The organism is Rhizobium sp. LARHSG275 (genome assembly GCF_052871115.1).
Window position 1 is genome coordinate 90340 of sequence record NZ_JBIXJN010000018.1, and the last position, 17147, is coordinate 107486.

13 protein-coding genes are annotated in these 17147 nt (G+C 55.3%); 9 read left to right on the forward strand and 4 right to left on the reverse strand.

Translation table 11 applies throughout. From position 1 onward, the window contains the following. The first annotated feature begins 286 nt into the window (after positions 1–286). The 5 genes from ACIPSK_RS23540 (at position 287) to ACIPSK_RS23560 (ending at position 7031) form a co-directional block, all read left to right on the forward strand. Positions 287–1711 carry an O-antigen ligase family protein gene (locus tag ACIPSK_RS23540; RefSeq protein ID WP_446532972.1) on the forward strand — a complete coding sequence of 475 codons (1425 nt, stop codon included), beginning with the start codon at positions 287–289 and terminating at the stop codon, positions 1709–1711. A 289-nt stretch (positions 1712–2000) separates the two neighbouring features. After that, positions 2001–3212 carry a polysaccharide biosynthesis/export family protein gene (locus tag ACIPSK_RS23545; protein ID WP_162118006.1) on the forward strand — a complete coding sequence of 404 codons (1212 nt, stop codon included), beginning with the start codon at positions 2001–2003 and terminating at the stop codon, positions 3210–3212. A gap of 79 nt (positions 3213–3291) precedes the next feature. Next, on the forward strand, positions 3292–3999 hold the full coding sequence (locus ACIPSK_RS23550; RefSeq protein ID WP_017965752.1) for a hypothetical protein: 708 nt from the start codon (positions 3292–3294) through the stop codon (positions 3997–3999). 51 nt (positions 4000–4050) lie between these two features. Beyond that, on the forward strand, positions 4051–6327 hold the full coding sequence (locus ACIPSK_RS23555; RefSeq protein WP_162118007.1) for a polysaccharide biosynthesis tyrosine autokinase: 2277 nt from the start codon (positions 4051–4053) through the stop codon (positions 6325–6327). Next, positions 6327–7031 (forward strand): hypothetical protein, encoded by a 705-nt coding sequence (locus ACIPSK_RS23560; protein ID WP_162118008.1) that lies wholly within the window; start codon positions 6327–6329, stop codon positions 7029–7031. Before ACIPSK_RS23555 ends, ACIPSK_RS23560 begins: the two co-directional genes overlap by 1 nt. Before the next feature lie 192 nt (positions 7032–7223). Here the strand turns inward: ACIPSK_RS23560 and ACIPSK_RS23565 are convergent, their stop codons facing one another. Beyond that, on the reverse strand, positions 7224–8273 hold the full coding sequence (locus ACIPSK_RS23565) for an acyltransferase family protein (RefSeq protein ID WP_162118009.1): 1050 nt from the start codon (positions 8271–8273) through the stop codon (positions 7224–7226). Positions 8274–8748: 475 nt separating this feature from the next. Then, positions 8749–9459 carry an Ig-like domain-containing protein gene (locus ACIPSK_RS23570; RefSeq protein ID WP_017965748.1) on the reverse strand — a complete coding sequence of 237 codons (711 nt, stop codon included), beginning with the start codon at positions 9457–9459 and terminating at the stop codon, positions 8749–8751. A gap of 690 nt (positions 9460–10149) precedes the next feature. Between ACIPSK_RS23570 and ACIPSK_RS23575 the strand changes: the two genes are divergently transcribed. From ACIPSK_RS23575 to ACIPSK_RS23590, 4 genes are all read left to right on the forward strand, one after another. Further along, a complete protein-coding gene (locus ACIPSK_RS23575) occupies positions 10150–11760 on the forward strand; it encodes a right-handed parallel beta-helix repeat-containing protein (RefSeq protein WP_162118010.1) in 1611 nt (536 codons plus the stop codon). A gap of 462 nt (positions 11761–12222) precedes the next feature. Then, the gene (locus ACIPSK_RS23580; protein WP_017965746.1) at positions 12223–13989 is read left to right on the forward strand and encodes a type I secretion system permease/ATPase; all 1767 of its coding nucleotides are present in this window, start codon (positions 12223–12225) and stop codon (positions 13987–13989) included. Positions 13990–14004: 15 nt separating this feature from the next. Beyond that, positions 14005–15312 carry an HlyD family type I secretion periplasmic adaptor subunit gene (locus tag ACIPSK_RS23585; RefSeq protein WP_017965745.1) on the forward strand — a complete coding sequence of 436 codons (1308 nt, stop codon included), beginning with the start codon at positions 14005–14007 and terminating at the stop codon, positions 15310–15312. 149 nt (positions 15313–15461) lie between these two features. Next, entirely contained in the window at positions 15462–16157 is a 696-nt protein-coding gene (locus ACIPSK_RS23590) for an SGNH/GDSL hydrolase family protein (protein ID WP_162118011.1), read from the forward strand. A gap of 42 nt (positions 16158–16199) precedes the next feature. On the opposite strand, the gene ACIPSK_RS23595 is transcribed toward ACIPSK_RS23590, so the two are convergent. Next, positions 16200–16676, reverse strand: a complete 477-nt coding sequence (locus ACIPSK_RS23595; RefSeq protein WP_017965743.1) for a glycosyltransferase — start codon at positions 16674–16676, stop codon at positions 16200–16202. After that, on the reverse strand, positions 16673–17131 hold the full coding sequence (locus ACIPSK_RS23600) for a glucuronosyltransferase (RefSeq protein ID WP_162118012.1): 459 nt from the start codon (positions 17129–17131) through the stop codon (positions 16673–16675). The genes ACIPSK_RS23595 and ACIPSK_RS23600 overlap by 4 nt, the downstream gene beginning before the upstream one ends. Between the last annotated feature and the right edge of the window lie 16 nt (positions 17132–17147).

Sequence of the window (17147 nt, forward strand, 5' to 3'; positions counted from 1 at the left end):
GGGCAACCGATTGAGATCAGGCTTGCCTTTGGTCTCAGTCAATGGCATGGCGACTTAGTGATCTGCCAAGTAGGCCGCAGAACGTCTGTCCCGTTCCTGCTGCTTCAAGGAGCATAGCCAGAGGTTGTCTCGATTGATTTAAACGTTTCGCGACAATTTTAAATGATGTGGAATTCTGTTGCACTTTAACACGCAGGCGCTTGATATGCAACTTATGTTAGTACGGGAATATTGATCGTATTGGCTGTAGGCCCCTCATTCCCGCTGCTGCCGGTGAGCGATTCAAATGTTATCCAACCTCATCAACAGGCAGATCATGCGGGAGGTGATCCTCGTTGTCTTCATTTGCCTGGTGATATTGACTCTTATTCCGTTCGGAAGCGTCACGCCCTTTCCCTTCGCCTTCGCTGCTATCGGAATGTTTGTGCTGGCGATTATTTCCGCGCTGTTGTTCGGGGAGCCGAGGCAGACCAGATCGGTTTTCAGCATCGCTTTGTTTCTGCTCGTCGTGCTGACAGGCTGGACGTTCGTCCAGACCATCGAGCTGCCTTCCAATTGGTTGGCCAATCCTGCCTGGAGTGCTGCGCGTGATCTGGCAAGTGTCCGGTACGCAGCGATCTCGGTCGAACCGGCCGACACGCTTGCGTCGATCCTGTGGATCGCCTTGCCTTTCGTCACATTTCTGACCGGGCTGCTCTTGTGCGATACCGATCAGCGCGCGCGGAAAGTGCTGACGGGGCTTGGGCTTACGGCAGGCATTATCGCTGTTTTCGGCCTGCTGCAGTTTTTGCTGTTTCCCAACGTCCTGATCGTCGTGGAGAAACGCGCCTACCTCGACAGCCTGACTGCAGTCTTCGTCAACCGCAATACCGCCGCGACCTTCCTCGGGCTTGGAACGCTGCTGATGCTGACCCTGGTCAGGGACATAGCGCGTGCCTATTCAAACTATCCGCCCGCCGAACCGGGCCGAAACGCGCTTCTTTTGAGATCGTGGATCTACATCCTGCTCTTGTGCGCATGCTTCACCGCGTTGATGCTGAGCCGCTCGCGCGCCGGGATATTTGCGACCTTTGTTGCCGCTCTCGTCTATTTTCCATGGCTTGTCCTCAATTGGAACGGCTCGAGGCGCCATTTGAGGCCGGCGCCAAGATGGCGTTCGTTGCTGATACTCCTCTCAGCGATTGGTTTCGTCGTGGTGTTACTGACGATGTTTGCAGGCCAGGCGATTTTGCGCGCGCAGGAGCGGCGGCTCGAAGATGATGATCGGTTTTGCATTCTGCCGGGCATATGGCGTGCCATTTCGGATCATTGGTTGACGGGAACGGGGCTCGGAACCTTCCGGACAGTGTTTTCCGCCTACCGCGATCCGGCTTGCGGAATTTTCGGGGTCTTCGACCGCGCGCATAATTTCTATCTCGAAGGATTTCTGGGCCTCGGAATATTGTTCCCCATTGCGGCAGTCCTTGCCTTCTCGGTGCTTGCCAGAGTGTTCCGGCGCGGGTTCGCCCAAAGACGGCGCCTCAGGCATTATGTTCTTCTTGGCCTGGCGGCGAGCGTTTTGGTCGCCCTTCATGCGGCGGTCGATTTTTCGCTGCAGATACCGGGTTTTGCGGTGTTTTACTCCGCCTTCCTGAGTGCAGTTGTCGCGATATGTCTGGGACGCAGCAACGGAGAAGCGGACATGGCATATGAGCACCCGTTAACCACGTAAAGTTTAAACGGATGGATTTTAATAAGATTTTCGGAAAAGATCGATTGTGCAGGTGCGAACGGTTGACTCTGAAACCCTAGAAATTTTATAGCGGGTACAGCCTTCGGATTGTTGCGACGCAAAAAAAGTCGGACCGAAGTCGTTTTTCGCTTCCTAAGGGGCTCGGCGTTGCCAGCCTGCCACAGTTAGGGGAATGTTAATCGGCTTTCAGTGTTATTGATCGGGGATTGTCTTGTATTTTGTCAGATTGCGGGGCAGTAGCTTCAGGGGCGTAAACGCAGGGTATTCTATGGGTTGTTCTCGTATCGGTAGTACACGCGTCGCCATTGTTGTAGCGCTAACGACTATATTGGCAAGCTGCACATCGTTGCCAAGATCCGGTCCCGATCACAAAGATGTTGATCGCGATGCAGCCGTGAAAGTGACAACCAAGGAGCGTCGCGTCGGTATCGACTACGCTCTGATTGATCTCAGCAAAAACGTCTTGTCGTATTTTACCGCTCCCCAGCCGACCTCGTTCAAAGGGTTTGGTGGTGGTCGAGGCGGGGCGCCTGAAATTCCGCTCGGTTACGGCGACGTCGTCCAGGTCGCCATCTTCGAAGCTCAGTCCGGCGGTCTCTTCATCCCATCGGACGCAGGTAGCCGACCCGGCAATTACATCTCGCTGCCGGAGCAGACCATCGATAGAAATGGGACGATCACAATTCCCTATGCGGGTCGGGTTCCGGCTGCCGGTCGCCTGAAGGAGACCGTAGAGCAGGACGTCGAGGATCGCCTCGCAAGCCGCGCGATCGAGCCGCAGGTGGTTATTACGACAACCACAAGCCGCTCCAGTCAGGTTGCCGTGCTCGGTGACGTCAACAATCCCCAGCGCGTCGAGATCAGCCCGGCCGGCGAGCGCGTTCTGGATGTCATTTCCGCGGCGGGCGGTTTGACGACCAACAATATCGAAACGAATGTGACGCTGCAGCGTCGTGGCAAGACGGCAACCGTCGCCTACACGACGCTGTTGAAGAACCCGGCCGAAAATATCTATGTTGCGCCCGATGACACGATCTCGATCGATCATGAGCGTCGCACATATCTCGCGCTCGGCGCCGCGGGCGTCAGTGGCCGCTTCGATTTCGAAGAGTCTGATCTGACACTTGGAGAGGCAATCGCCAAGGCGGGCGGCTTGCGCGACGACCGCGCCGATCCGGCTCAGGTCCTGCTCTACCGCCTTGTCCCCAAGAAAACGGTTGCAGCGATGCACGTGGACGCGACGAGGTTTACGGGTGAAATGGTTCCGGTGATCATCCGCGCGAATATGCGCGACCCGGCAACTTTGTTTGCTGTTCAGCAGTTCAAGATGGAAGACAAGGATATTATCTATATTTCCAATTCGGACTCTGTTGAACTGGTCAAGTTCCTTGACATCGTGAACTCGGTATCATCCACTGTTTCCGGAGTGGCCGACGATACGAGGGATACCCGCAACGCGGTACAGGATCTTGGAAATTGATTGAAATAGGTCGCCGGCATCGATCGCGAATGATCAGTGCCGGCGGCCTATATTGCGGATTTGATGAAGGACTGTGGTTATGGCAAGTTCAGGTGTTTATCGTAAGCTTGCGTACAGCGGAATTGTCGTCGCAATATTTGCCAGCATGAATTCAAGCGCTTTTGCAGCAGCTTGCGTCAAGCTTTCAAGCGTGACTTTCGTCGATATCAATCGATTTACGGCCAACCCCACCGCTCTGCTTGATATGTCCGATCCGCTGGTTTTGTCATCGAGCGTCCGCGCACTGGTTGGGAGCAGCAATGACGCGCTGTCGCTGGTGATCGAGCAGGCCAAAAAAGCCGATGCCGCACAGATGGCCGCTATCGGTTCCGGTCTTGGGCGGGCCGCAAACAGCTGCCAGGTAACGGATCCACTATTCAAGCTAGCCATCGAAAAGGCCGTCGCCGAGGCGGCGAGCACCGATCCGAATCTTGCGCCGCTCCTTGCCGCCTTTGCGAAGGTTCTGGCTGAAGGCGGCACCGCGGCGCTCGGTCCGGGTGGAAGTGCTGCAGCTGCCGCATCCGGCATCGGCAATGACGGGCAAGTTGGACAAACCGGGCCTGGAGCGGACGATGGTACGCCGTTCGACGGCGCGGTCACAACTGCGGGTACGCTGAAGGTTTCGAATGCCGGCGCAGATGATTCATCGTCGACTTCAACGACGACGATCGTCAGCATCGGAGCGGCTGGGCAGTCGTCCACCGATCCGACGCAGTCGACGAGTCAGAGTGTCCCGGTCATACAATAGCTGGAATTGCCCGTAGATCTTAGCGCTTGACGCTTTTGTTGGAGATCGAAATTGCTATCGCCAGATAAACTTACGCCGCGTATCGACCCCTCCCGCGATACTGGAAACGAAGCTGACTTCATCGATTTCGACAAGCTCATCGCAATCGCCCGCCGACAGTGGCGGATGGTTGCGGCGTGCGGTTTCGCCTTCGCCATTCTCGGCATTGTGTATGTCCTGACGTCGGTGCCTGTTTACACCGCCGACACAAGTGTGCTGATCGACCGCAGCGATAGTCAAGTGATCAATCAGCTGGCGGCTTTCGGCCAGATGGACGATGACGAAGGTACTGTCCTCAGTCAGGTCGAACTGTTGAAGTCCGACACCATCGCCTATGCTGTCGTCGACAAGCTGAAACTCGTCGACAATCCGGAGTTCATGGCACCGAAAACCTCGCTCTTTTCCGTGTCAACGTTGAAATCCTTCATGAATTTTCGGTCGTGGTTTGCCGATGATGCAGTCGTCGCCCCCGATCCGGAAATGAGGCGGCGAGGCGCTGCGGAAACTGTCGCAGGCAATATCGATGTCGAACGCGTCGGCCGCTCCTACGTCCTTGACGTCAGTTATACCGCGCAGTCGCCCGGCCTAGCGCGTGATATCGCGGCTGGGATCGCCGACGTCTATCTGGTCGACAAGCTCAATTCGAAATACGAGGCGACACGCCGGGCCGGCCAATGGCTGCAGGAGCGTATCGAAGAGCTCCGGCAGCAGGCGCTGGACACCGACCTTGCGGTTCAAAAATTCCGCGGCGAGCATGGTCTTGTCGAGGCCGGATCCGGTACGCTGATTAGCGAGCAGCAGCTTTCCGAGATCAACACCCAATTGATCAATGCGCAGGCCGAGACAGCGAAGGCCGAGGCACGATATGCCCGCGTCAAGTCGATCATCGACGCCAAGCAGACCGATGCGATCGTCACGGACGTGCTCGACAGCTCCATTTCGAACGACCTGCGCAAGAAATATCTGGAAGCTTCCAAGCTCGAGACCGAAATTGAGGCGCGGCTCGGGCCCGATCACGTCCAGGCGGTTCGGCTTCGTGCGGAAATGGAAGAATATAAGAGGCTCATGTTCGATGAGTTGAATCGCATCGCCGAAAGCTACCAAAGCGAGCTGCAGGTCGCGAAATCGCGGGAAACTTCTCTGCGCGACAGTGTGACACAGGCGACGGGCGTTGCCGCAACGGCGGGCGAAACGCAGGTGCAGCTTCGCGAGCTGGAGCGCACGCGCGATACCTATAAGAATCTCTATCAGAGCTTCTTGACGCGCTATCAGGAAGCAATTCAACAGCAGAGCTTTCCGATTACCGCTGCGCGCATCATCACGACAGCGGAGACGCCGACGAAGCCGAGCGCTCCGAAGAGAGCTCTCGTCGTGGCTTTCGCAATGTTCGTGGGATGTGCATTTGGAAGTGGTATAGCCGCCTTCCGCGAATTCCGGGATCGGTTTTTCCGCACCGGCGATGATGTCAGGGACGTGCTCGATGTCGAGTCTCTCGGTGTCATGCCACTGATTGAAAATAGCGTCGACGATCCGACGCTCGTTGATCCCGGCAATCCGCGAAGCATCGCCAGGGGCGGGAAGACCACGACCTATGTCGAGGAGCATCCGCTCTCGGCATTTGCCGAGACGCTTCGAAGCGCGAAGATTGCCATCGACCTCAGTGCTGCCGACCAGCGCTGCAAGGTCATCGGTGTCGTGTCGAGCTTGCCCGGTGAGGGGAAGTCGACGACATCCATCAACTTTGCCAAGCTCCTGGCAATGCAGGGTGCGCGTTGCCTGCTTATTGACGGCGACATGCGCAATCCTGGTGCTACCCGGGCGATCGGCCGCCATGCCGAGGCCGGCTTGCTCGAGGCGATCGTCGACAGCCGCCCGCTCAAGGATCTTATCCTTCTCGATCCCAAAACAAAGCTCGCATTTTTGCCGACGGTGGCACGGTATCGTGTTCCGCATTCGTCGGAGCTGCTTGCGTCACGCGGTATGGATCAGCTTCTTCAAACGGCACGTCAAAGCTTCGATTATATTATCGTCGACCTGCCGCCCTTGGCGCCGGTTGTGGACGCACGCGCCATCAATTCGAAACTGGATGCGGTGGTTTTCGTTATCGAGTGGGGAAAGACATCGCGCAAGGTCGTGCAGTCGACGCTGCTGTCCGAGCCGGAGCTCTATGCGAAGTGCGTCGGCACTATATTGACCAAGGTCGACCCGTCGCAGATGAAGCTTTACCGGACATTCGGTTCGAGCGAGTATTATTATAAGCGGTATTCGCGATACTACACCGAAAGCTGATGTTCCGCGGTCAGGTCGTTTCGGTTACCAGGATCGCTTTCGTTATCGTCACCGTCGTCTTTGCAGTGCTGGCCGGTCGAGAGCTCTCCGCTTCGATAAGAACGGCCAGCATCTCGATCGTCGCCGAAAGGATCGAGCGTGGGGAGACCGTCGCGGATGATGTCGTGACCAAATATGCGTTGCGTAGTGTCGACGTCGTTGACGGACATTATTGTCGATCAGACATCGTGGCTGCTGGCGTAACCCTCGTTCTGGCGCAACTCGATCGGCAGAATGTTAATGTCAACTACGATGACTGGGCCGTTGCGGCGTCGAGTGCCCGCCAGTATCTGCGGTATGCGCTTTCATGCATGCCGACGAACAGCAATTTTTGGCTTCGCCTTGCGGCCGTGGAGTCGACAATTGCGGAAGAGCCGGTCGCGATCGCAGAGATTATGAAGCGTTCGGTCGTGCTCGCGCCCTACGACCAGGTGATGATTCTGACGCGGTTTTATTTCTGGAACGATTTTACCGATGCAACGCTTGCCGCGGCAAAGCGTGCGCTCGATAGCGATCTCACGACGATGCTGAAACTGGGCGATCGTTGCAGGGTCAACGCCACGATAAAAGAGATCAGCCCACAGCTTCGTCCAATCTTCGATCAAACCTGGACGAGAGTTGGAGAGGCTGCGACGGCGCGATTCCGACAGCGTTGCAGCAAGTAATCGCAATGCGGTTTTTTTAGCCGCATGCAAAGAATACCCAACGCCCTGAATTGGCGATCTTACGGGAATTATGAAGTATTGGTTTGCAAGTTTCGGCGGTCATGGCAGGTCGAAACATAGAAACTGCGCTCGAAAGTGTCGCGTCGCTCGCGATCCGTACGGGACTGGCTAACTAAGTTCGTAAGCGCTTCGTTATTGAAGAGGGCTTGATCTGACGGCCGGCCTTTTCCCAAATTTGTTTATCCGTCGGCGCAGAAAATCGTGAGATGGCTTGTCAAAGAGATAGTAGCAGGCGACGCCAACTACCATCAGCGCCAAGAATGTCAGCGTGAAAAGAAGCAACTGCTGGCTCAGCGCTATATCCCGCCGTTCAAGGCCAGCCTTGGAAAGCAAGTATTTGCAGACGGCGATTGTGATCGGGTGCGATAGATAAGTGGCATAGGAGGCGTCCCCGAGCATCTTTAGCCATTCGATCCGCCACACTCTGTGGTTCTTTTCGTAGGACAACGCCCCAAAGAGTATCAACGCCGCCGGAAGGCCCCACATCAAAACACGCCCGGCAGTGCCTTCCAGTGGCTGCATAATGAACGAAAGTGCGATGCCGATTAGGCCGGCAACGATGAAAAGCAGATCCGCGCCTCTGGTGAGAGAGCGGCCAGACTGGTGCCAAGCTGCTATCAAAATTCCTGCAGCAAACTCCACAAGCATAGGGGACGTGGCTACCTCGAATGGCGCATTTTTGAAGGGGAGCGCTCCAGCCAGGACGAGGGACACTAAGGTCAGGGTGATGCACGGTAGGCGGTAGCGCTCACGAAGCAGCAAGGAAAGCGAAAAAATCAAATAAAAGAACATCTCATAGTTGAGTGTCCAGCCGACATCCAAGGCAGGTACTATTTTTCCGCTTTGATCGTAATAGGGGATGAAGAACAATGACATAACAACCTGTAGTGGCTGCGACGTATGGTTGTTAAACGGTCCAGGTGATAATGTCACCCCGACAACGAACACGGCAGTGAAGAGCCAATAGAGAGGAACGATCTTTATCAAGCGACGCGCCAGAAACTCGCCCGGCCTCGTTTGTTTGTTAGCCGTTACGGACCACATTATGAAGCCGCTGATCAGGAAGAACAGATCGACGCCGGCGGCCATTGGTCGCCAGTTCCAGCCAAAGATTAGTCCAATGTGGAAAATGACCACGGCAGTGGCGGCCAGCGCCCTTAGGTACTGAAGCGAGTAGATCATCAAAGTCCCCGCGCTAATGAGAGACTCTTAAACCTGCCTAGCTTATCATTGTCAAGAAAGTATGGCCTCCCGAACACGACCGATATGGCGTCAACATTTCACATCGGCCGGGTACCCCCTGGTGTTGCTGGACAACACGGCAGTATGAGGCCCGATAGGCGATCGGGACCAGAGCGCTGTTTACACCCGCCTCGATTTTATCGGGTATTTCCGACAGACGCGACGCCGCTTTACATAAGCCGAATAGGAGCGCTGCGTAGGATGCCGGAACAAAGCGCGGCGCTATAATCCGATTCCCGGATGGAACATAATTCGTGCTTTTCTGGGTGTGGTCGTTTCGCGCCTTGCTGAAAGCCTCGATGCGATTTATCTGGTCGCAGACAGCTGAGCACCTATTCTCTTGAGGAGCTCAACTTGCATAAACGATGCCCGCCGTCTGCGCGGCGGGCATCGTTTATTGACTGGGTGTTGACGATCAGACGCTGGCGCCGGAAACAAAATCCGTGCCCGTGATATTGAGCGTCAGAATGCCGGCATCCGTGTGGCCTTCGCCGTCCGAGATCTTGTAATACTGGACGGTTTCCGTGACGTGATCGCCCGGAGCGATATCCGCTGCCAGATCATAGGTGAATGAGCCATCTGCCTTCACATGGAACGTACCGTAGGCGCCGGTGACGTCGGTCGTTGCGCTCGGATCGCCGTTTACAGCCTTGCCATCGAACTGACGGAGGAAGAGCTTGCCATTGTCGCCGGCAATATCGTTGTCCAGGGCGTTGCCGCCAATGACGTCGCCTTCGTTGAAGCTGTAGTGATCGTCGACCGCAATCGGCTTGACCTGGGTTACGCCTTGAATGTTCAGAGTGAACAGGCCAAAATCGGTATGACCGCTGCCGTCGGAGATCTTGTACGAGACCTTCTCTTGGATCAATTCACCATTGGTGAAGCCGATCTTGGCAGCGTCGCTCAGGACATAAGTGTAACTACCGTCAGGCTTGACGAAGAAGGTGCCGTAGTCGCCCTGGATCTCTGTGACCTGGCTGTTGCCGCTCTTGGCGCCAACGCTCGCACCGTCGAAGGCGCGCAGGAACAGATGTCCGTTATCGGATGAGTCGTTGGAAAGCAGATTTCCTGAAATGGCGTCAGTTTCCAGGAATGTTGCACTATCGTCGGTTGCGTGAACAGCCATCGGTTCTCTCCTTGAATTGTTCTTTGCTAGGTCAATTCTGACCTTTAGCGAGCCGCCCGATTAAGGATATCTTAATACTGAGAGTCAAGAGTGTAATTAACAGCAAGTGAACGTTTTTGGGGTGTATTGTACAATAATGACACACCTTGAACTCGCATAAGGCAATGAAACGCCAGGGGATTGTTACGTCTAAAATAAGAGAAAATGTCGAATGACAGATACGTATCCATTTTTCTTCAGGAGATAAGGATGTTTATGCAAAGGTAATTTACAAAAAAGACGCTGAGGTTCAGGTGTGCAGATGAGATATTGATATAATCACTACGGGCTATGACGTGACATCGCTGTATTGTTTCGTTTCCCGCTCGATCTCATGATTTTCGGCGAAGTGACTGATGTCGTGCTCTTGTCATATATGTTTATCGGGTAACGTTTCTTTCGAGGCGCAAGTTTCGCAAATTAATATGCGTGTCCTGGAAGATAGTCTTAATGTCACCGCTGATGTCAGCCAACTTATTCATAATTGTGCAGCGCAACTTTTTTTGCAATGCGAAATATGAGAGAAGCGAAGATAATTTGTAGAGGATGTAAGAATTATCGCGAGATAGAACGCATTTTAGTGTTCCATTTCAGGAGGCAGAGAGGGGTCCGCAGGTAAAAGATTTTCCAGTATCTTTGGGAGATCATGGCGTGACCATCTACTATGTAAATTCGGCAACGGGATCCAATCAGAATAGTGGGATGAGCGAGCAGTCGGCTTTCGCGACGCTTTCCGCAGTCGAATCCTTGAGGTTAAAGCCGGGAGACAACGTGCTGCTTGCCGCCGGAAGCGTGTTTAACGAACAATTCGACCTGAAATACTCCGGCACTGTCAGCTCTCCGATTACCATTGGTAGTTACGGCGTTGGCGATGCGCCGGTCATTCACAGTAGCAATGACGGCATCCACGGATCGAAAGCGTCAAACATCATTGTGGAGAACATCAAGATTGCTGATACCGGCGGTGGGGCGATATATGCGGGAAATGTCTCTAACTGGATCGTCCGCAACGTCGAGGTCGAAAATACCGGACTTGCCGGCAAGCCCGGTTCCGTCAATTTCCAGAGCAGCCAGAACATTACCATCGAGAACAGCAAGATTTCCGGGGTGAATGGAGACGGCATCTGGATGGATAGGGTGATTGGCGTTACCATCGTCAATAACCTGGTCGTTAACAGCCAAGGCGCTGCGGCGGACGCCGTTCAGTTGAACGACAGCAGCAATATCCTGATCAAGGGTAACCATCTGGAGCAAACGGAGACCAATAGCGCAAAGGGCGTTCTGGCGCTTGTTCGGGCTGTAAATGCAGTGGTCGAGGACAACACCGTGGTCGGCGGCGGTTTCGGGATAGGTGCCAACGCGGGCACGAATATCGCCATCCACAACAACGACATCTCGGGATACGGCGGCTATAGTTGGTCCTACGGTATCGGCCTTGGCGATCAGGGCAATGCGACAAATTACGATATCAGTGGAAACTATATTCATGACGGCGTCTGGGGCGTGTCGATCAGCGCTGCAGGTTACCCAAGTTATACACGCATCGATATCGATATTCATGGTAATGTCTTTGACGACCTGTCGTCTTCAGCGCTGAAGGTCGACAGGCCTGCATCCGGCTCTTTTCATGATAATGTCATCGACAGCGTGGTGTCGACGTTGACAATGCCGGTCGCAATTGCCCTCCAGAGCACCTTTTTGATCAACGATAATAAAACGCTGGAGCAAGCGCAGGCCGAACTCGACGCTGCGACTGGCAACACCCCGTCCAACAGTGAGACGCCTACCACGCCGGTTGTGGAGCCGCATGTCGAACCGTCAACACCGACGCAGACAAGCACTCCGGCGCCCGCGACCGAAGCGCAGGTTTCCACCGCACCCACCGTCGCCGTTCCCAAGATCGTCGCAGCCCATGACAGCCTGAAAATCTCGACGGATACGGGCAGCGCCTATCATGGCAACCTCCTCGAAAACGACAGCGCAATCAATGGAACCGTGCTGCTTCGTCGCTTCGGTGACAGTGCAGTGGATAAGCATGGCCTGACGCTGACCGGGAAATACGGAGTCATCCATGTGGAGAGCGATGGTGATTACACGTATACGGTCGATGCGGTGAAAATCGCCGGTCTCAGCGGAAAGGTCAGCGAATCCTTCCAATACAAGATTTCTGACGGCGCTTCTCACATCGATACCGACTCGCTCGGCGTTTATATCGATGTGGACGCGTTCCATAGCAGCCAAGCATCGCACCTGCTGGTTTGAATCACGCCAAAAAGAGCGCCGGCCCGCTGTTCAACATCTGAAAGCTTGATGATGAAGGGGTGTCGCGGCGGTCGAAGGTGCGGATAAAAAAATAGTTCCGCCGTTCAAAGGAAAAATGAACTATAGATTGAATTTAAAGTTAACGCCGGAGTAATCGTCGCACATATGCGCGCGATACGTTCATCTCTCTGCGCCGTTGTTGGGCAATTTGCGATTTTCACTTGCTTAGGTTGGTATATTTAGCGTAGCGTCAAGACAGAATCCCTGAAACCGCTCGTTATAAATTGGAGTTTTTGGCCACTTTTTGGTTGGATTCATGTAATAGGTCGTGGGCTTGCAAGCGGGTCCGGCGCCGGTGTCGGGGGTCCAATGCAGTCGTGTCATTGATCGGGCGTGGACCCGGAGCTGGAGTTGCGCCGGCATATTTGCTTTCGTGCGATGCGGTAAGAGAGGGATTATTTCGTGTTTCAGAATTCAGCAGCTGATGTCAGCGAGCCATCCAAAGCATTAAAGAAATGCAAGGGGGGGCTGGTTTTCATCGGAATAGCAAGCGCGCTTATTAATATCCTATACCTTACAAGTTCATTTTTTATGCTTGAGGTGTATGACCGGGTCATCCCTAGTAAAAGTATACCATCGCTGGTTGTCCTGGCAATACTTGCGTTAATGCTTTACTGTTTTCAAGGAGCGTTCGAGGTTCTGCGAAGCAGGATGCTTGTACGTGTTGCCGGTGCGCTTGACGAGATGGTGAACGGACGTGTGTTCCGCGCGCTGATCAAGGCTCCGTTGAAGGTCAAAATCGGCGGCGACGGGCTTCAGCCGTTGCGCGACTTCGACCAGATCAGAACCTTCCTGTCCGGTATGGGGCCGACAGCGATGTTCGATCTGCCCTGGTTGCCGTTCTATATCGTGATCTGCTTCCTCTTTCATCCGGCGATCGGATATATCGCGATCGGTGGATCGCTGGTTCTCGCTATCCTGACGTTCATGACCAATCAGGGAACGCGTACGCTCTCCAAAAAGCAGTCTGACTCCGCCAATATGCGGAATGCCTTCGCGCAGACCTCGATCCGCAACTCCGAGGTTATTCACGCCATGGGCATGGCAGGCACGATGGCCGAAATCTGGGACCGCAAGAACAGTGAATATCGAACGATCACCCGGCAGGCATCGGATGTCGGCAACGGATATGCGACCTTGTCGAAGATTTTCCGTATTGCTCTGCAATCGGGAACGCTCGCGACCGGCGCAATCCTGGTCATTCAAGGGCAGGCCTCTTCGGGAATTATCATCGCGGGCTCGATATTGACCTCGCGCGCCCTGGCGCCTGTCGAAGCGGCGATTGGAAATTGGCGTGGTTTCGTTTCTGCTCAGCAGAGTTGGGCGCGGCTTTCGAGCCTGCTGAAAACCATTCCTGAGATTCCAGCCCCCCTTGCGCTCGCGGCTCCTACCAAGCAAGTCACGGTCGAGGGCTTGGCGAGTGGACCGCCGGCGGGTCAGCGCCTGGTCATCTCCGATATCAGCTTCGGCTTAAGGGCAGGGAGCGCGCTTGGTGTCATTGGTTACAGCGCCTCGGGTAAGTCGTCGCTGGCACGGGCGATGATGGGCATCTGGCCGACCGTCAGAGGGTCCATTCGTCTCGATGGCGCAGCACTCGACCAGTGGGATGGCGACGCGCTTGGCCGGCATATCGGTTATCTCCCGCAGGATGTGGAGCTTTTCTCTGGGACCGTCGCGCAGAATATCTGCCGTTTCGCGAAGGAGATGTCGCCTGAGACAGTGGTTGCCGCAGCGAGAGCGGCGCGTGTTCACGATCTTATTCTTCGTCTACCGAACGGTTACGAAACCGAAATCGGCGAAGGCGGTGCTGCGCTTTCGGCCGGCCAGAGGCAGCGTATCGCGCTTGCAAGGGCGCTTTACGGCGAACCATTCCTCGTCGTGCTCGACGAACCGAACTCCAATCTCGATGAAGAAGGCGAGCGGGCGCTGAGTGCCGCGATCATGAGCGTGCGGGCGCGCGGCGGCATTGTCGTTGTCATCGCACATCGGTCAGGCGTTCTGGCAGTCTGCGACTTCGTGCTGATGATGCAGGAAGGCCGTATGATCGCGTTCGGTCCCAAAGAGGAAGTTCTGGCAAGGGTCAGCCGGCCGGAAGCGGCGCGTACGCCGATTGCCGAGCGCGTGGCTCAGCTTAAAGTCGTGGTCGACGGCATAAATGCGGCCGAATAGGCCAGAAGGAAGATTGTGATCAAGGTTATCAGTGAATCGAAACGCTCCCTCAATCGGCATGTTGCCGTCGTCGGTGTGTTGTCGATAGCCCTCGTTTGCGGCATTGGCGGTTGGGCGGCGACGTCAGAGCTGTCGAGCGCAGTCATCGGCGAGGGCGTAATCGTCGTCGACGGCGATGTAAAGAAGATCCAGCACCTGACAGGTGGTATCGTGTCGGAATTGCTGGTCTCGGAAAACGACCATGTGACGGCAGGGCAGGTCCTGATCCGGCTCGATGGAACGACGACCAGAGCGAACCTCTCGATTGTCGAAAGCACGCTCGCTCAGCTTTATGCGCGCCGTGCCCGTCTGAAGGCGGAACGGATCGGCGCCGAATCGTTCGAGGTCGAGGAAAACATCAGCGATCTGACATCCAGCACTTCCGCGCAGAAGCTTCTCGATGGCGAGCAGAAATTGTTCGACAGTCGCAGGACGGCGCTCATCGGAATGAAGAGCCAGCTGGCATCCCGCAAGGATCAACTGGCCGAGCAGGTAAAGGGGTTGGTCGTTCAGATCAACGCCACCAACGATTCCCTGGGCTTGATCGAACAGGAGCTTGAAGGCATTGATACGCTCTACAAGAAAGGCCTCGTCACGCTTCAGCGTTTGAATACGCTCAAGCGCGCCCGCGCCGATCTCCAGGGCAACAGCGGCCAGGAAATCGCAGCTAAGGCGGAGGCCGAAGGTAAGGCAATCGAGATCGATCGCCAGTCGATCCAGTTGGATGAGGATCGTCGTTCGGAAATTGCAAAGGACCTGACCGACGTCGAGGCGCAGATCGCCGAATATGAAGAGCGCCGCGGAACCGCAGTCGATCAGCTGCATCGTCTCGACATTACCGCACCGTTGACTGGGCGAGTTCACGAACTTTCGGTTCACACCGTCAATGGTGTTATCGATCCCGGACAGACGTTGATGCTCGTCGTTCCCGAAAATAACGAACTTACGGTCGAGGCGAAAGTCGCCACCCGCGATATTGACCAGGTTCACGTCGGCCAGTCAGTCGATGTGCGTTTCAGCGCTTTCGATCAACGCACGACACCTGATGTGAGCGGTGAGATTACCTCAATCGCCCCTGATATCGTCAAGGATGAGCGCACGGGCATTAGCTACTATCCCCTGCGCGTCAAGCCGAAAGCTGAAAGCATTGCCAAATTGAAGACGATAAAGCTCTATCCCGGCATGCCGGCCGAGGTCTTCATCAAGATCGGCGACCGGACCGTGATATCCTATCTGACGAAGCCGCTGACCGATCAGATGCAACACGTATTTCGCCAGGAGTGATTGGCGGCTGTTTCGGGTCGTTAGGAGCCTTAACGTCTCAAAGCAGCCGGTATCATCCGCCAGGCTGAGGTTGGATAGTTTCGCCTTGCCCGAAGGGGCATAAGCGGCCATTTCACGAAATTGTCTCAAGCCTGCTGCAAGGTCTCCCCATGATATGTTTGCTGCCTTGGCGAGGGGCGCCGACTGATAAGCGATCGGCTTATGGATTGGTTCTGTTTCTGGCGTGTCTGGTAATGTTTTCAGCGGTCAAAAACGGCCATGCCGATGGCGCTCAGCCGCTGAAAATAGTGGCTTTCGGCACATCCTTAACGGCTCGCGGGGGATGGCAGCCCGCTCTTGAGACAAGGCTTGCAGCCTGCCTGCAAAGGCCAGTGAAAGTCGAGAGTGTTGCAAAGAGCGGCGAGACGTCATTATGGGCCCTTACCCAAGTTGATCGCGTGGTTGCCGCGCAGCCGGATATCATCCTAATTGAACTCTACGCCAATGATGCAACATTGCATCGATTCGTGTCGCTTGCGCAAAGCCGAAAGAATATCGGCGACATTCTCGACCAACTCCAGCAGCGCCTGCCGCAAGCGCGGATCATTGTCATGGCCATGAATCCGTTTTCAGGATTGCGTGGGCTGATCCGCCCCTTCGTCAATAGCTATGTCTCTGCACATCAGGCGGAGGCGGAAAAACGTGGTCTGGAGTTTGTCGACCACCGGCCCAACTGGGAGCGTCTTACACCGGATGACCTGGCCACGGCAATTCCCGACGGCGTGCATCCTCAGCCCGACATGGCCTCCAAAATCATCGCGCCTGAACTCGTCAAACGTATCGCCGGCAACAATTGCGGAGAGTGAAAAGATTTCTCAAATCCGTCACAGATTTTGGCGGCTTCCAGGTCAGACGGCCGCAATATAGGTTTTCAAGTAGGTGACCAGCGAAGCCCGGCCGGCCTCCGACGAATCTTCGTGAGACGGGCTATCCAGCTCTTCAAGCAGATAGTTCCTGAGATCGTCATCGGTATGTGCGACGTAGATACCCGGTCGGCCTGCGAGCTGACCCACCGTGGCAAGCTGATGATCGTTTCGGTGCTCGCCGAGCGCCGCCTGTCGGGGAACGAGAATGATCGGCTTCCCAAAACGCTTGGCCGTGAGCACTGTACCAATTCCCGCATGAGAGACGATGACCGTTGCATCGCGAAAGACCTTATCGAAGTCCTTAGGCTCGATATTCTTGATCCATTTCATATTCTGTGGCGTGTAACTGCCTCTGCCGATCTGCGCCAGAACCGGTTTGGACAGTTCCTTTGCAAAGGTGTCGACAGACCTGACGAGGCGATCAAACGGCAGCTGTGTTCCGACGGTGACAAGGATCAAAGGACAGCTCCTGCGTAATGGGGGCCATCCGGCCGCGACAGATGTTGCCATTGCGTGAGCCAGAGCGTCGCAATATGGCCGGCCAATTTACCCGATAGGGACAGCTTCTCGACATTGGCGACGCTATCGATCCAGATCGTCCGCTTGCCCGTCAATTTGCCGGCAAGCAGGCAAAAAAGCCCAGGCGCCGCACCGGTCGAGATAATGACGTCTGGCCTCTGCTTGATGACGATGGAGAAGGCGCTGAAAAAGCACCGGATCGACATGGCAATCGAGTCGCGGCTGCAATCGGGAAGGACCAGTCCGTCCCGAATGTCGTATTTTGCAAGCAGTCCTGGGATGGTCGTCGCAAAGACGATATCGCAGCCCTCGAATGCACCGCGCATCGCCATCAGCTGCTCCCAGTGGCCGCCTCCTGACGAGGCAGCGAGAACCTTCAATTTTTTCTCAGTCATAGACAGGCGTCTCCTA

Bases quoted from the DNA above. Each gene is read 5' to 3' on its own strand.
- ACIPSK_RS23540 (WP_446532972.1), top strand. From the start codon at position 287: ATGTTATCCAACCTCATCAACAGGCAGATCATGCGGGAGGTGATCCTC.
- ACIPSK_RS23565 (WP_162118009.1), bottom strand. From the start codon at position 8,273: ATGATCTACTCGCTTCAGTACCTAAGGGCGCTGGCCGCCACTGCCGTG.
- ACIPSK_RS23560 (WP_162118008.1), top strand. From the start codon at position 6,327: ATGTTCCGCGGTCAGGTCGTTTCGGTTACCAGGATCGCTTTCGTTATC.
- ACIPSK_RS23590 (WP_162118011.1), top strand. From the start codon at position 15,462: ATGATATGTTTGCTGCCTTGGCGAGGGGCGCCGACTGATAAGCGATCG.
- ACIPSK_RS23550 (WP_017965752.1), top strand. From the start codon at position 3,292: ATGGCAAGTTCAGGTGTTTATCGTAAGCTTGCGTACAGCGGAATTGTC.
- ACIPSK_RS23545 (WP_162118006.1), top strand. From the start codon at position 2,001: ATGGGTTGTTCTCGTATCGGTAGTACACGCGTCGCCATTGTTGTAGCG.
- ACIPSK_RS23570 (WP_017965748.1), bottom strand. From the start codon at position 9,459: ATGGCTGTTCACGCAACCGACGATAGTGCAACATTCCTGGAAACTGAC.
- ACIPSK_RS23600 (WP_162118012.1), bottom strand. From the start codon at position 17,131: ATGACTGAGAAAAAATTGAAGGTTCTCGCTGCCTCGTCAGGAGGCGGC.